The 17,167-nt window shown below is 33.3% G+C and carries 12 protein-coding genes; 6 read left to right on the top strand and 6 right to left on the bottom strand.

What is annotated here, in order from left to right; translation table 11 throughout:
• Positions 1-148: 148 nt before the first annotated feature.
• The 6 genes from PMI10_RS06565 to PMI10_RS06540 form a co-directional block, all read right to left on the bottom strand.
• Positions 149-1,114 (bottom strand): glycoside hydrolase family 5 protein, encoded by a 966-nt coding sequence (locus PMI10_RS06565; RefSeq protein ID WP_007805894.1) that lies wholly within the window; start codon positions 1,112-1,114, stop codon positions 149-151.
• A 9-nt stretch (positions 1,115-1,123) separates the two neighbouring features.
• The gene (locus tag PMI10_RS06560) at positions 1,124-2,356 is read right to left on the bottom strand and encodes a glycoside hydrolase family 27 protein (RefSeq protein ID WP_007805892.1); all 1,233 of its coding nucleotides are present in this window, start codon (positions 2,354-2,356) and stop codon (positions 1,124-1,126) included.
• Between the two features lie 82 nt (positions 2,357-2,438).
• Positions 2,439-3,536, bottom strand: coding sequence for an IPT/TIG domain-containing protein (locus PMI10_RS06555; protein ID WP_007805890.1), 1,098 nt, complete (start codon positions 3,534-3,536; stop codon positions 2,439-2,441).
• 20 nt (positions 3,537-3,556) lie between these two features.
• Positions 3,557-5,149, bottom strand: a complete 1,593-nt coding sequence (locus tag PMI10_RS06550; RefSeq protein WP_162129561.1) for a RagB/SusD family nutrient uptake outer membrane protein — start codon at positions 5,147-5,149, stop codon at positions 3,557-3,559.
• Positions 5,150-5,172: 23 nt separating this feature from the next.
• Positions 5,173-8,373, bottom strand: coding sequence for a SusC/RagA family TonB-linked outer membrane protein (locus PMI10_RS06545; protein ID WP_007805887.1), 3,201 nt, complete (start codon positions 8,371-8,373; stop codon positions 5,173-5,175).
• Positions 8,374-8,688: 315 nt separating this feature from the next.
• Positions 8,689-9,567 (bottom strand): AraC family transcriptional regulator, encoded by an 879-nt coding sequence (locus PMI10_RS06540; RefSeq protein WP_007805884.1) that lies wholly within the window; start codon positions 9,565-9,567, stop codon positions 8,689-8,691.
• Positions 9,568-9,869: 302 nt separating this feature from the next.
• On the opposite strand from PMI10_RS06540, the gene PMI10_RS06535 reads away from it, so the two are divergent.
• From PMI10_RS06535 to PMI10_RS06510, 6 genes are read left to right on the top strand one after another with little or no spacing between them, the layout of a single operon-like run.
• Positions 9,870-11,006, top strand: a complete 1,137-nt coding sequence (locus PMI10_RS06535) for a glycoside hydrolase family 26 protein (RefSeq protein WP_035631499.1) — start codon at positions 9,870-9,872, stop codon at positions 11,004-11,006.
• Positions 11,007-11,046: 40 nt separating this feature from the next.
• Positions 11,047-12,438, top strand: a complete 1,392-nt coding sequence (locus PMI10_RS06530) for an MFS transporter (protein WP_007805881.1) — start codon at positions 11,047-11,049, stop codon at positions 12,436-12,438.
• Between the two features lie 28 nt (positions 12,439-12,466).
• The gene (locus PMI10_RS06525; RefSeq protein ID WP_007805879.1) at positions 12,467-13,657 is read left to right on the top strand and encodes a glycoside hydrolase family 130 protein; all 1,191 of its coding nucleotides are present in this window, start codon (positions 12,467-12,469) and stop codon (positions 13,655-13,657) included.
• Between the two features lie 6 nt (positions 13,658-13,663).
• Positions 13,664-14,854, top strand: a complete 1,191-nt coding sequence (locus PMI10_RS06520) for an AGE family epimerase/isomerase (RefSeq protein WP_007805877.1) — start codon at positions 13,664-13,666, stop codon at positions 14,852-14,854.
• A 46-nt stretch (positions 14,855-14,900) separates the two neighbouring features.
• Positions 14,901-15,926 carry a hypothetical protein gene (locus tag PMI10_RS06515; protein ID WP_007805874.1) on the top strand — a complete coding sequence of 342 codons (1,026 nt, stop codon included), beginning with the start codon at positions 14,901-14,903 and terminating at the stop codon, positions 15,924-15,926.
• A 2-nt stretch (positions 15,927-15,928) separates the two neighbouring features.
• Positions 15,929-17,161: a glycoside hydrolase family 26 protein gene (locus PMI10_RS06510; RefSeq protein WP_007805872.1), complete on the top strand. Its 1,233-nt coding sequence runs from the start codon at positions 15,929-15,931 to the stop codon at positions 17,159-17,161.
• Positions 17,162-17,167: the final 6 nt, after the last annotated feature.

Genomic DNA, 17,167 nt, shown 5'->3' with positions numbered 1-17,167 from the left:
TAACGAAAGAATTAAATCAAATTTAAACAAAATGAGCCCGATAAAATATCGAGCTCATTATTATCAAATTTAATTATAAATTTGTCTAAACTTTTGGGTGCAGTCTAAACTGAACAGGCTTTCATTTACACAATTAACAATCCCTTCTTTATTCTTGTGTATTGTATTTTCTTAAAAATTCACGAGCCTTAATTCCCGATTCTTTTAAATCTTTTTCTTTCCAATTACCTTCTGACTTAGCTGATTTTTGTAAAATAGAACAAGTTTCATCTTTATCAGAAACAGAATATGTAATCCAGCTCAGCTTTCTGGCTTCCATCCAATCAATATATTCCTGCCAGGCTTGAAGATTTAGAGGTCCATCGCCTGAAGCTTCCATTCCGGCTGATTCAGAGACAAAAACAGGAAGCCCGCTTTTTATAGCTGCATCTGTTCTGTCCCGCAATTCCTTACCATGTGTTGCTGCATAAAAATGCATCGTATACATTATATTATTATACCCTTTTATTGGATCTGCAGCCGGGAGATCAATATCCTGATCCCAATGCGGGCAACCTACCAAAATAACATTATTTGGATCATTCTCCCTAATTACTTTTATTATCTCTTCGGCATATGTTTTAACTTCCATCCATGATTCATTATCCGGTTCATTAAAAACCTCATAAATTATATTAGGATATTTAGCATACTTTTTAGACATCTCAGCAAAAAACACTTTTGCTTCATTCAGATTAACATTATGACTGTGCCAATCTATAATTACATAAATATCTGATTTTATAGCTGCTTTTACAACAGTTTCAATTTTATCTTTTGAGAATTGAGCATCCTTTATATATGATTTCTCTCCTAGTTCGATACCCATTGCAGCACGAATAATATTGCAATTGAAATCTTTTTTTAACCAATTCACGGCCTTTTCGTTATAAAATCTTGGCCACATGCTATGCCATCCAAGACACATTCCGCGTAATACAATTGGAGTATTGTTCTTATCAACCAACTGAGTTCCCTGAACACTTAATTGTCCATGACGTTTTACAAATTGTGCTTTTGACACACCAAATATCAATAATAAAGCAATCATCAAAAATTTAGCTTTTAACTTCATAATATTTTTTTACAGAATTAATCTTAATGTTACAGAATCATGAGAAGCAATGTCAGCAACAAAATTCTTTTTTGTATTACCCGTTTCTTTGTTTTTCCAAAGGTCTTTTAATTTGAAAACCGTTTTATTAAAATCGGCTTCGTAACCAAAATCAGCATCTTTTATAGTGTGTTTTTTCCAGTCAAAATTGATTTTTTTAGCAACATCACTTCTATTTAAAAATGTAACAGCCCAATTTCCGTCAGATAAAGGCTTTACCCAAACTTCTAAACCATCTTCAGCAGAATATTTAAACCCCTGAATTCCTAATTTATCCTGATTAACAGCAATTAATTCCTTATTGGTCAAAATTGCCAATGTCTCTTTTGATATTTTTCTGAAATCATTTCCTGCAAAAAGCGGCGATGCCATCATACACCACATAGCAAAATGCGATTTATCTTCAGTATCATTCATTTCATTTCCTACTTCCATCATATCAAAATCATTCCAATGATCCGGACCTGAATATTTACGAATATCTTTTCGCATTTCTACAATTTTCATGAATCCCCAGGAAGACCAATTTTCCGGATGTTTAAACTCACAATCAAAACATGGATAAATATCTCCCGAGATTCTCCATAGGTTCCCAACTGGCTTTCCCCATTCCCACGGCTGATTATCTCCCCATTCACAGAGACTAAAAACAATTGGCTTTCCAGCAGTTTTAAGTGCATTACTCATTGTTGTATATGCTTCTTTGGCTGTAATTCCCTGTGTGTTACACCAATCATATTTTAAGAAATCGATTCCTAATTTAGCATAAAAACGAGCATCCTGATATTCGTAACCACGAGTTCCCGGGTAACCTGCACATGTTTGTGTTCCTGCACAATTATACAATCCAAATTTCAAACCTTTGCCATGCACATAATCAATTACAGCTTTCATTCCGTTAGGGAATTTAACAGGATCAGCAACCAAATCCCCATTAACATCACGTTCTTTTGCCATCCAGCCATCATCAAGTACAATATAATTATAACCTGCCGCAGCCATTCCTGATGAAACCATAATATCCGCTGTTTCTTTTACTAATTTTTCATCGATATTAGTTCCAAAAGTATTCCATGAATTCCAACCCATTGGCGGGGTCATAGCCAAACCTTCAAATTTTCCTCCTACCTGCGTATGTGTATTGCCCTGACCAAACCCTAAGTATGAAAAACTTAAAGCAAATACTAAAATTATTTTTTTCATTATTATTGAATTTAAAACATATTGTAAAAAAGAATTCCCTAATCTTTCAATTAGGGAATATCTTAAACTAACTCAAACAAAATTATTTAATAAAGCCCATATCATCAACATAAACTGTATTAGCCCCTCCTGTAAATTCCTGAATGATAAAATCTTGTGTAGATGCATCAAGATTAGTCGTCAAATCAGAAACAGGGATTAATAAATCATTCCATTTCCCTTCGGCAATATCAACAACTTTTCCGGCTGCTGACCAATCACAAAATATTTTTATCTTAGTATTTACTGCAGAATATAGTGAGATTTTAAGGTATTTATAATCTCCTAATTTAACAGGAGTTAATAAATGTGCATACAAAGCATCCCAACCAGTATATCCTAATTTTTCAGAATATAGCCCGTCTCTGACTTGCTCATTTGAAGGCTCATGTATTGCAGCCCAACTCCAGTCATCAAATAATTCAGATTCTTCAAAAACAGGATAATCAGAACCGTATACCACAGGAGCAACAGACATTCCTCCAAAGGTTTTTACAAAAATATTTCCGGTTGAAGGGACTCCTGTCGGTACTTTTACCGTAATACTTTTCTCATCAGAAGAAAGAATTTCTCCTTCTACAGTAGTATCAACACCATTTTCAATCTTACCAAATTTAACTGCCTGTAATCTGGCAAAGTCAGTTCCTGTAATGGTTACCGTTTCTCCACCAATTAAAGCCAATGGATATGTTTTAATAGTCGGATAAGGCTGTCCAATATAAAAATATGTAGAAGTTGTTCCAAATTTAGTAACCACTTCTAACTTATTAGGTGTAGTATCATCAGAATACGGAATTCCAGTCGGTAAATTTATAAAAAACTGAGTATCTGTAACCAGAGTACTATTAAAATAAACATTTGTTCCGTTTACTGTAACTTTTTTAAGTGTTGATAAGCCTGTACCTCTAACTAAATAACTTACACCGGAAAATCCTACGGTGGTTAGTGAATCTACGGGTGCACTATAATCAATTGGAGAACTGGCAGTTGGTCTAGCATAAACATATTTATACACACCTCCTACTGTCAAATCACCACCATTAGAACTTGCAGAATCATCTGAAGAACAAGAATAAAGCAGTGACATCAAAATGGTTCCTAATATGGAGCCGATTAAGAATTTTGATTTTATATATTTCATGATAATTTTAAATTTTACGATTATTTAAAAGTGTAAGGTACAACTTCAATTAATTTTGGATTTTTTGTCAAGTCACTTGCCGGATAAGGCAATAAAAGATTTGTCGCAGAAATAGAAATATGCTTTTCAGTATATCTGTCTCCTCTGTTTTGTGCTTCTAATATTTCTTTGGCTTTGCTAAAAGGTAAACGTCCTAAATCAAAATAATAATCACCCTCACAGGCTAATTCAGCACGTCTTTCTTTGAATATATCATCAAAAGAAATGGTCGATACAGCAGGCAAACCTGCTCTTTTATGAACTGCATTAAACGATTTAAGCGCATTTGCATCTGTAGTACTTCCTGATTGGGAACCTAATATCGCCTCAGCATGAATCAATAATAACTCTGCGTAACGCATCATATAACTATTCATACTGCTTTCACCATTAAATGGCGCATTAAATTGTCCTGTAATTGGCAGATTTTGTTTCCCTATCACGTATTTTTTTAACCCTGCACCAGATGAGTGAGCTTCATTGGCAATGTCGAAAGTATATCCTAAAAGTAAAGGAGAATCTACAGCAAGTGTTTCTGCATACGTTAAATTTGGATAATAATCTCCTGGTAACATAAAAGTCTCTTTTCTTCTTCTGTCACCCGGAACAAAACCATTTTTAATTAAATCTTGTGACGGAGCAATCTGACCTGAATAACTAGTTTCTACCAATCTGTTGTCCGGAGCAAACAATGTATTTGAGAAATTACCCTCAAAATAAGTTCCTGCACCCGTCCATTGCCATGAAAATATTGACTCCTGGTTATTATTGTTTTTTTGTAAAAACAAATCTGCAAAAGTATAATTTGGCAACTCATCTCCTCCTAACAATTTAAACTCTCCACTGTTAATAACTTCCTCTGCTAATGCTCTTGCCAAATCATATTTTTTTTGATACAAATATACTTTAGCTAAAAGTGCTTTTGCAGATCCACTAGATACATGAGCATTTGCAGCATAATCAGAACCTCTGTTTTTAGTCTTTAAATTTGCAATAGCAAATTTTAAGTCATTTTCAATAAAAGTATAAACATCTTCAACAGGATTACTTGGAATTACAAAGTTTTGAGAATAATCTGCATTATTTTCAATAATAGGTACGTTACCCCAGCCTCTTACCAGGAAAAAATAAGAAAATGCTCTGATAAAATGGCATTCGCCTAATGCGTTATTAAGTGATGCTGCACTCACATTTGGCCCAACACTTTTTGGCAAATTATTAATATAAGCATTTGCGTTAGCAACAGCTCCAAAACAAGATCTCCAGGAATCTTCAATAAAACTTGACGAACTTGTAAAACTCAAATCAGCAAAAGTACCGAACTTATTTCCGTTCCCTGCATACATATTACCAGAAATAACATCTGTAATACCATAGAAACCTTCTTTGTTCATATTAAACCAAACGATACCATAAAGACCATTGGTTGCATTATCCACTTTTTCATCTGAATCGTAATAATTACCTAAAGTAGGTGCTCCCTCAAGTGGGACATCTATAAAATCCTGGGAACAAGATGAGGAAAATATTGACACCAGTGTCAACATTACCAAAAAGTTTATTTTTATTTTCATTATATTTTTCATGTTAGTATGCATTAAAATTCAACATTAAATCCAAAAGAGACTAATCTCGGTGATGGATAACGTCCATTATCTACACCAGTTAACAAAGCATCCTGATTAAATGAACCAACCTCAGGGTCATAACCTTTATATTTCGTAAAAGTAAATAGGTTTTGTCCTGTTGCATAAAGTCTCAATCGAGATAATTTCAATTTTGAAATCATATCACTTGGTAAATTATATCCCAGAGTAACATTTTGAATTCTTAAATAAGATCCGTCTTCAATAAAACGAGATGAAACAGCATTATTAAGATTATCGTAAGTAGAAGCTCTTGGTAAACTTGCGTCAAGATTAGATGCAGAATAAAAATCTGCCGCTTCAGTTAAATAATTTGTACCTACATAGGCATTTAATGTACCAGACATTCTGGTTAAGTTCATTAATTTATTACCTTGAGTACCTTGTATAAAAATGGATAAATCAACATTTTTGTATTTGAATGTATTAGTAATACCATACGTGAATTTTGGATTTGGATTACCAATTGCTACTTTATCTTTAGTATCAATAAGTCCATCATTATTTTGATCTTTATAAATTACATCCCCTTTTTGAAAATCCGGATGCAATGAATTGATACCATCTTTCAAAATCACTTTATTTCCTGAAGCATCAGTATGTCCATAGGTTATCAAATCATCATCTGTTCTATAAATCCCTGTAGCTTCGTACCCTACAAATGACCCGATAGGCAAACCTTCCTGAGTTCTGGAAACATCCACTGGATTATATGCCAGAGTATTAGCAGTTTTCACAATATTCAACCCTGCCATATTTTGAACCTCATTTACATATTTAGTAAAGTTCACACTAGCATTCCATGAAAAATTTTCGCTAAATTTATTAGTATATCCAACTGTAAACTCAACCCCTTTATTAACCATTGTTCCAAGATTAAAGTACGGTGGATCTACTCCTCCTTCATAGTTACCACCTCCTGAAAGATAGTTTGGCAATGGTACCTGATACAAGAAATCTTTAGAAACTTTTCTATATAAATCAATAGAAGTTGTTAATTTTGAATCAAATAAAGTAAAATCAAGCCCTAAATTGGTTTGCTCTTGTGTTTCCCATTTCAAATTTTTATTTGGCGTATTAGCTGGAAGATAAGATGTCCCCATTGAACTATTAACTATATGCAAATTAGAGTCATATAAATTATTTGGGATTTGATTATTACCAGTCTGACCGTAACCAAATCTAATTTTAATGTTATCTACATATTCTTTTGTATTAGCCATAAAACCTTCGTTAGAAAGTTTCCATGAACCTCCAAAAGATTTAAAAACACCCCATTTATTCCCTACGAAAAATTTTGAAGAACCATCTGTTCTTATAGAAGCAGAAATACTATATCTATCTCCATAATCATAAACTACCCTTCCTAAATACGAAGCAAGTGTTTGTGTACCAGAATAAACTCCGCTCGTTACTGCTTTTGAAAGGTCGGAAGCCGAAAGACTATGATCATTGTTGTCTTTATAACCATACCCCGTTATAGAATATCCTTCCCAATGTCCTCTATTAGATTCCTGAACAGCTAACAACGTAAAATTATGATTTCCTATTTTCTTTCTATAGGTAAGCATGTTTTTTATATTCCATGAATTACTTGTTGATGGTCTGTAATATAAATTGGCATAACTTTTCACCGCACTCCCCAAAGAATACATTGGATCATATTGCTGTCCTAAATTAGTTTCTGTATAACCACCAATTTCAAAACGATACTCTAAACCTTTATACAAATCAATTTGTGTATAAAAATTCCCGGAGAAATTTTTTCTAACAAGAGTATTGGACCCCAACTTTGATATTGCTACAGGATTAACAAATGAAACCTGGTTTGAACCAGCAGGTGGTCCTGCATATTCTCCTGATAATTCTGTAACCGCTACATCAGGAGTACTAAATAATGAGGTTGCAACTACACCATTAAACTGACCATTTAAAGTTAATTTTTCGTTAGTTTGAGCTCCACTCATATTAACTCCTACTTTAATAAATTTATTAACTCTGGCATCAATATTTGCTCTGACATTGTATCTCTTAAACCCTGACTCAATAACAATACCGTCTTGTTTTAGCTGACCTCCGGATAAATAATAAGTAATCCCATCAGAACCTCCTGAATAAGACAACTGATTAGATGTCATAATTCCTGTCTGATATATGGCATCCTGCCAATCTGTACCTGTCCCTAAAGCAGAAGGATTTGCAAACTCAACACGACGAAATCCCGGATAGTATACATCCGATAAAGCATTTTGATGCGCAGCATACTCTCTAAGATTCATAGAATTTAGTTTTTTTGGCAGAGTACTGATTGAGTATGAGTTCTCATAAGATACTTTACCTGTTCCTTTTTTACCAGATTTTGTTGTAACTATGACTACACCATTAGCACCACGAGATCCGTAAATAGCAGTTGCAGAAGCATCTTTTAAAATATCAATAGACTCAATATCATTAGGATTGATAAGGGACAATGGACTTAAAGTAATATTTCCCGCATTAGAAAAATTAGAATCTCCCGTAGCGCTTCTTCCTGATGTTGATGAATTTCTGGCATCTCCGGAAATTGGCACACCATCAATTACATATAAAGGCTCATTAGTACCTGTTAAAGAAGATACACCTCTAATTTTTACCGAAACATTACTTCCGGGCTGACCAGAATTACTGCTTACAGTAACCCCTGCAACCTTACCTTGCAACATTTGATCAAAAGAAGCTACTTTTAAATTTGCAATGTCTTTTGATCCAATGCTGGAAATAGCACTGTTTACATCTTTCCTTTTTTGAGTACCATAACCAATTACTACTATATCTTTTAACTCTTCTGCACCAGATTTCAAAACTGCATTTATAGTTGTTTTTCCATTCACAGCTATCTTTTGAGTAGTAAAACCTATAAATGAGAATTCTAAGATCGCATTCGCAGGAGCATTAATAGTATATTTACCATCAAAATCCGTTGAAACTGATGTCCTCTGCCCTACAACAGAAATATTTGCTCCAGGGATTGACAATCCTTTATCATCGGATACAGTTCCCGATATTTTAACCTGCGCAGTAATAAAATTACTCGTAAGTAACAAAAATAAAATCAATGGAACTGCTCTGTGGTTAGCGTTCCAATGAATAAAATTAGTCATTAGTTTTTTCATAATAATGTTGGTTAGTTTTAAATTGTTTTTTTTAAATTATAATTCAGTAACAAAAAGGGTGATATTTATTCTTAAATTATTTTAACAAATCTATAACAGATGGAAACATTAAATCGATAGTATTATATCATTTACTGATAATATTTTTACTATAAGAGTTTAAAAAAACACATATCAAAATAAAACTGAAAAAAAATTACATTATTCGCAATGACTACTCAAAAACACCTATAAATCATAAATAAAAGTTAACAAAAAAGGCAAAAGCAAACGATTTCGTTAAAAATAATATTTGTTTATGAAAAAAAAGTATCACTACAAAATACGTTTTAGTCCAGAAAAATCTTCCCTATATTGACTAGGCGTACAATTTTTAGTAGCTTTAAAACTACGATTGAAATTCGCTATATTATTAAACCCGGATTTAAAAGCCACTTCAGACACACTCATGTCCTTTTCTACAAGCCAACGTGCAGCATATCCAATCCTAATATCATTGATATAATTCACAAAAGTTTTCCCGGTACGCTTTTTTATAAATCGATTAAATGAAATTATGGACATACTTGCTACATTAGCAGCATCCTCAAGCGTTATTTTACCTGTAAAATGCTTTTGAACATATTCATACACCAACTTCATCTTATCATAATCATCAAACGTATCATAATCAACCGTATAAGTAGAAAGTAATTTTTGATTTCTGGAATTAGCCAAATCATAAAGCAAGGAAGTAATTTCAAGAAAATAATCCATTCCATCTAATTTAGAGAGACTTATAAGTCTTGGTGTTAATTCTTCGGCTACTTTTTTCGAAAAAAGAATACCATGAATAGAACGATTAAACATATCCCGTATCGGATTCATAATACGTCTGGAAAGCAATGACTCATGAAATAAATCATTATGAAACTGAATCGTAATTTCATGTATTTTTTTACTGGTACATTTATTCAATTCCCATCCATGATATAAATTTGGTCCAATTAAAACGAGTTCTACATTGTCAATTTCTTCAATATTATCACCAACAACACGCTTCACTCCTTTCCCGTTCAAAATAAAATTGATCTCAAATTCCGGATGATAATGCACCGGAAAATCAAAACTATCCTTTACTCTGTCAAAAACTAAAAAACTATCTCCCGCAGAAAGCGGAGCGATTTCTCTATAAAAATTCTTATCACTACTCATCTTTAAATACTATTTAGGAAGCAAAATCCGTTTATTATTTTGCAATAATATGATATATAATTGATAAAATAATATTAAATATACGACAAACATAGATATATCTTTGAAAAATAGAATTATATTTTTTACAAAAAGTATATTAATAATAAACATTAATCATTTTTAATACAATATCTTTTTATAGTTTTAATAATTTTAGACCAAAAAAGCCACTGAATTTTCGATAAGAAAAATAAGCTTTTTTTAGTTGATGTCAATTTATAGATTTACTCACAGTGTGCTGAAAAACAACCAGATTCAAAATGAAAAAAAACATATTAACTTTAATGATCTCAGTACTTATAGGAACTTCTTGTTCTGCGAAAAATATTGTTACTAATAGTAATTTGTCAATTTCAGATAAAAAAGCAACCGCTGAGACTGTTTCGCTATATAAAAAACTCAATCAATTATCTCAAAAAGGGTATCTTTTTGGTCATCAGGACGATCTTGCTTACGGTGTTAATTGGAAATATGAAAATAAAAGAAGTGATATAAAAGATGTCGTTGGAGACTATCCCGCTGTTTATGGCTGGGATATTGCAGGTTTAGAAAAAGATGATGCTAAAAACATTGACGGTGTTCCTTTTGATAAAATGAAACAATATATAAAGGAAGCAAACGAAAGAGGCGGAATTTCGACAATAAGCTGGCATTTTGACAATCCTGCAACAGGAAAAAATGCTTGGGATAACACACCGAATTCATTGAAAACAATTTTACCGGACGGTGAAAATCACAAAAAATTCACTAATTGGCTGGATAAAGCTGCAAATTTCTTTTTATCATTAAAAGATAAAAAAGGAAAAAATATCCCAATTCTCTTCAGACCTTATCATGAACTTACCGGCGGTTGGTTTTGGTGGGGAAAAGGAAATTGTACTCCTGAAGAATTCAAATCCTTATGGAAATTTACTTTTGAGTATCTCCAGAAAAAAGGAGTCCATAATTTAATTTACGTATATAATACGGGAAGTTTCAGTTCTGAAAATGAATTTCTGGCTAATTATCCGGGTGATAATTACGCAGATATTCTAAGCTTTGACAGTTATCAGAATAATGAAGATAAAAATGGAGAGAAGTTTATTACTGAAGTTCAAAATCAATTTAAAATATTAAACGACATCGCCCAGAAAAAACATAAACTTATGGCTCTTGCCGAAGCCGGATATGAAGCTGTTCCTGACGCAAAATGGTGGACCGGAACTTTATCTAAAGCCATTGGAGATTATAAAATTTCTTATGTATTATTATGGAGAAATCACGGCTGGCAGGAAAAAGAACAAAAAATGCATTACTATGCTCCGTACAAAGGACAAATAAGTGAAAAAGACTTCGTTGATTTCTATAATTTAGATAAAACTTTATTTGAAAAAGACATTAAAAAAGTATTAAAATAAATTGCCTCAAATCTATAACCACAACCTTAAAAAAAACCTGATGCACGACAAAATTAGTTTAAAAGAAAAAATAGGTTACGGCCTTGGAGATGCAGCCTCTTCAATGTTCTGGAAAATATTCAGCATGTACCTCTTGTTTTTCTATACCGATGTTTTCGGATTGGCACCTGCAGTAGTAGGAACCATGTTTTTAATTACCAGAATCTGGGACTCCTGTTTCGATCCGATTGTTGGAATTATAGCTGACAGAACAAAAAGCAAATGGGGAAAATTCAGACCTTATTTATTATGGGTAGCCGTTCCTTTTGCCGTAATTGGGGTATTGACTTTTTATACACCGGATTTTGACGAAAAAGGAAAAATAATTTATGCCTATATTACTTATTCAGCCATGATGATGATTTATTCATTAATCAATGTACCCTATGCTTCTCTTTTAGGTGTAATGTCATCTGACAGAAAAGAAAGAACAACACTTTCTTCATACAGAATGGTTTTTGCTTTTGGAGGAAGTCTTTTGGCACTTTGGTTAATTGAGCCTTTAGTGAATTATTTCGGCGGAAGCTTAAACTCAAAAACAGGATGGCTGGCAACAATTTCAGTATTTGGAGTTATAACTACAGCTTTTTTCTGGGGTTGTTTTTTCTGGACGAAAGAAAGAGTAAAGCCAATAGCTGATGAACAAACTAATTTAAAGGAAGATCTGAAAGATTTATTAAAAAATAAACCATGGTGGATCTTACTTGGGGCAGGAATTGGTGCTTTAGTATTCAATTCGATTCGTGATGGTGCAGCTGTTTACTATTTTAAATATTATATCAGCAGTAGTGTCAATTTTGACTTTTCCCTTTTCGGAACTGATTTCCACATGACACCAACTTCCATTTATTTAGTATTAGGACAAGCAGCAAATATTATCGGAGTTATTATTGCTACACCAATTGCAAATAAATTTGGTAAAAAGAAAACCTTTTTTGGTGCAATGGCACTAGCAGCGATTTTGAGCCTGATTTTCTATTTCTTCGGAAAAGAAGATATTTCCCTTATTTTGAGTTTCCAGGTTTTAATCAGTATTTGCGCCGGTTGTATTTTCCCATTAATCTGGTCAATGTATGCTGACAGTGCAGATTACTCAGAGTGGAAACAAGGACGTAGAGCAACTGGTTTAGTTTTCTCAGCTTCATCAATGTCACAAAAATTTGGATGGACAATTGGTGGAGCAGGAACAGGATGGCTTTTGGGTTATTACGGTTTTCAGGCCAATGTTGAGCAAACGGCTGTTACCCAAAACGGAATTCAATTAATGTTAAGCATACTTCCTGCAATCGCAGCAATTATATCAGTCGCTTTTATTTTGTTCTATCCTTTATCCGAGGAAAAATTACAAATAATAGAACAGGATTTAAACGAAAAAAGAGACCAGACAAATTAAAATACATATTAAGAAATCCATTTATATTATGGCAACAATAGTAACTTCAACTACATTTCAAGATAGAAAAGTAGCATTAGAAAAAGAACATAAAGCGCTTTTAGAGCAAAAAAACGAACCTCAAAACACAATAGGCAATGGAATTTACCAACGTTATAAAAACCCGGTAGTTACAGCTGCCCATGTTCCATTAAACTGGCGTTTTGATTTAAACGAAAAAACGAATCCATTTTTACAGGAGCGAATCGGAATGAACGCTGCATTTAATGCTGGTGCATTAAAATGGAATGATAAATATTTACTGGCAGTTCGTGTTGAAGGAATTGACCGCAAATCTTTTTTTGCTATTGCAGAAAGTCCAAATGGAATAGACAATTTTCAATTTTGGGAGAAGCCATGCGTTATTCCACAAACCGAAGTTCCTGATACAAATGTATATGACATGCGTTTGATTAACCATGAAGATGGCTGGGTTTATGGTATTTTTTGTACGGAAAGAAAAGACCCGAAAGCACCAAAAAGCGACACAAGTTCTGCTATCGCCAATGCAGGAATTGTACGTTCAAAAGATTTAGTAAACTGGGAAAGATTGCCTGATTTAATTTCGAATACCGGTCAACAGCGTAACGTCGTTTTGCATCCCGAATTCGTAAATGGCAAATATGCATTATATACACGTCCACAAGATGGTTTTATTGATGTCGGAGCTGGTGGCGGAATTGGTTTAGGTTATGTCGATGATATGACAAACCCGGTTGTAAAAGACGAAAAAATCATCTTCGGAAAACAATATCATACTATTTACGAATTAAAAAATGGTCTTGGTCCTGCTCCTATCAAAACTGAAAAAGGCTGGCTGCATTTAGCACATGGAGTTCGAAATACTGCTGCCGGTCTTCGTTATACTTTATACATGTTTATGACTGACTTAAATGATATTACCAAAGTAACACACGTTCCTGCAGGTCATTTTATGGGACCAGAAGACATTGAAAGAATTGGAGATGTATCAAATGTATTATTCTCAAATGGTTGGATTGAAGATACTGACGGAACTGTTTATGTATACTACGCCTCATCTGATACAAGAATGCACGTTGCAGTTTCATCTGTAGCAAAACTTGTTGATTATGTGACTAATACGCCATCCGATACTTTTATATCTGCAGGCTCTGTAAATACAATCATCGACCAAATTGAAAAAAATAATGCAATTTAATACATCGTGTCAACAAAACTAAAGCAACTTAAAACCGAATTATCTAATGAACTGGATTCTATTTTAAATTATTGGTCAAAAAACACGATTGATATTCAAAATGACGGTTTCATTGGCCAGATTGATTATAATGAAAAGGTTATTCCTGATGCTGAAAAAGGTTCCGTTTTAAATGCAAGAATTTTATGGTCATATTCTGCAAGTTATCAGGTTACCAAAAATGAAGAACATAAAAAAATAGCGGCACGAGCTTTCGAATTTCTTTCAAAATATTTTTATGATCCAGAATTTGGAGGCTTATTTTGGAGTATCAATGTTGATAAAACGCCAAAAGACACTAAAAATCAAATTTATGCTTTGGCTTTTGCTATCTATGGATTATCTGAATATTATGCTATTTCTAAAGACGATAAAGCGCTGGCATTAGCAATTAATCTATATTTAAAAATACAAAAACATAGTTACGATCCTGTAAACAAAGGGTACTTAGAAGCATTTACAAGAGATTGGCAGCCTATTGATGATTTGCGTCTGAGTGCTAAAGATGCTAATGAAAAGAAAACAATGAATACGCATTTGCATATCATTGAAGCATATGCAAATTTGTTTAAGGTTTGGAAAGACAAAGCACTCCATAATGATATTATCGAATTACTGCAAACCATCGAAAAACATTTCATCAATACAAAAACAGGGCATTTACATTTGTTTTTTGATGAAAACTGGACTGAAAAACCAGATGTCATTTCGTATGGACATGATATCGAAGCAGGCTGGCTTTTATTGCAATGTGCAGAAATTTCAGAAGATGAAACCCTGATTGCCAATTATAAAAAACATGCAGTACAAATAGCAGAAGTTACCAAAGAAGGATTAGATACTGACGGAGGTTTATGCTATGAATTTGATCCTGAAAAGAACGAGTTAATTGCCGAAAAACATTGGTGGGTTCAGGCAGAAGCTTTAATTGGTTTTTATAACGCTTATCAATTAACCGGAGATAAAAATTATCTGGACATCATTTTCAAAAACTGGGATTTTATAAAAAACCACATAATCGATTCTAAAAACGGAGAATGGTTTTGGGGTGTTTATCGCGATTATTCTCTGATAGAAAAAGACAAAGCCGGTTTTTGGAAATGTCCGTATCATAACAGTCGCGCCTGTTTAGAGCTAATTCAAAGAATCAAACTTTAAGTTTTTATTTTTCATAAATTAATTTATTGCATTAAAAACAACGATTATGAAACAAATCTTTTTCTTTAGTTTATTATTTTTTAGTGCAATAAGTAATGCACAAATCAATTTAGTTAAAAATGGTAGTTTTGAATCTGAAACAACAAATTGGCGTGGAGATGTTGGAACTATTTCTCCTTATGACAAAAAAATAGGTCAAAATAGTGTTGCCATTAATCAGTTTGCGGGTGCAGAATGGAAATCGATCGATCAGATTATGACGATTCCGAAAAACACCTATGCCATAACATTTAGTGCCTGGGTAAAAGCAGATCAAATTGAAACTGGTAAAGAAGCTTATAATGCCGGTCTTATGGTCGCAGAATTTACAAATGGAGCCGAAAAAAAAATCACTTCAGAAAATATTGCCCAAGTAACAGGAACTACACCATGGATCAATTACAAAAAAACTATCCTGGTTCCTGAAAAGGCACAAAAAATAAGAATAATGCTGGCTTTGGCACAAACAAACGGTTCAGTATTTTTTGATGATGTAAAAGCTGTTGCGCTTTCCGAAGAGGATTATTTTAGATTAAATCCAATAATTACAGTTGCAGAGGGTCAAAAAATAGTCACAAATGTAAACCAGTTTTCAAACGGAAATTTTGAAGAACTCTTAAATTCCTGGAAAGGACCCGGAATAATTACTACAACATATAAAAAAGAAGGTAATTCGGCTGCAGAAATAATTTCAAAAACTGCCGAATGGAATGCGATTTATCAGACAGCCCAAATTAATGAAGGAGATAGAACAATAGAAGTTTCAGGCTGGCTAAAAGCAATAAATATCCAACAAGGCAAAGAAATTTGGAATAACGGCATGTTTATTATTGAATTTAAAAAAGACGAAACAACTAAAGCATCTGAAGACCAGGCAATAGGAACTGTGACAGGTACAACTGACTGGACCCTTTTTAAAAAATCTTTTCAAATTCCGTACGGAGCAAAAGAATACCGAATTATCATCGCAATGAGTGCCTGCACCGGAACATTATTAGCTGATGATATTCAGGTTAAACTAACTAAAAATTAAAAATGAAAAATATTTTTCTAAAAATAGCATTTATCAGCTTTACGCTTTTAACATTTACAAATTGTTCATCAGATAAAGACCCTGAAAATGAAGTTATAGTTGATACCCCTGTGGTCGAAACTGATCCGTTGACAACTTCTAATGTAACCACTTATATGGTTGACCCAAATGCTACAAAAGAAACGATAGCCTTATTTTACAACCTGAAAAAACTGGCCAAAACCAAAACTGCAATTGGCCAACAAGAAGCTTTTAACAGTTTTTATCAGGATGCCGGTGGCGACTCTGACATTAAGAAAAACACAGATTACGATCCTGCCATTTTAGGCTCGGATTTTATGTTTATAACTGATAAAAACAATAACAATCAGTCAGACAATTGGTTTTATCAGCAAGAGCTAAAAATCACTGCCGATGTAAAAGCTGCTTATGCTAAAGGAATGATCAACACTTTTTGCTGGCATTTAAGAGAACCAAACAAAGAAGACAGTTTTTATGCTTCCGATATGACTCCGGAGCAAAAAGCTACTGCTTTTAAAAGTATTTTACCAGGCGGAACAAATCACGAATGGTACAAGAAAAAATTGGATAAAGTAGCTAGTGTAGTTTCTAATTTAAAAGGAGCAAATGGTGAATTAATCCCCATAATATTTAGGCCTTTTCACGAGTTTGACGGAAGCTGGTTCTGGTGGGGAGCAAATTTCTGTACTCCGGAAGAATACAAAACTGCCTATCAGTTTACAGTTACTTATTTGAAAACTACAAAAGGAGTTCACAACATTTTATACGCCTTTTCCCCTGACAATTCATACACAACACAAACCAATTATTTAAGTCGTTATCCAGGCGATGCTTACGTTGATATTTTAGGAATGGATAATTATGGAGATTTTAATAATCAGGGACAACCGGGTGCAGATAAAGCAAATACCAAGCTGAAAATTATTTCGGATTATGCTAAATCAAAAGTAAAAATTGCTGCTCTGACCGAAACCGGTTATCGTGTAACAAGTTCAACTCCTCCTGTTACAAATTGGTTTTCGACATATTTATACAGCGCTTTGACATCAAATAGTATAGAAGTAAGTTATGTAATGTTTTGGAACAACAACAGCGACGGTTATTATGTTCCAAATGGTTCTGTTTCTAATGCTGCTGATTTTAAAACCTATAGTACAAAAACGAAATCGGCTTTGGTAAATTCTTTACCAAAAATGTATGAGTTACCTAAATAAATAGTC

It is taken from the genome of Flavobacterium sp. CF136 (genome assembly GCF_000282055.1).
Lineage (GTDB): Bacteria > Bacteroidota > Bacteroidia > Flavobacteriales > Flavobacteriaceae > Flavobacterium.
This window is presented reverse-complemented; position numbering and strand designations above follow the sequence as displayed.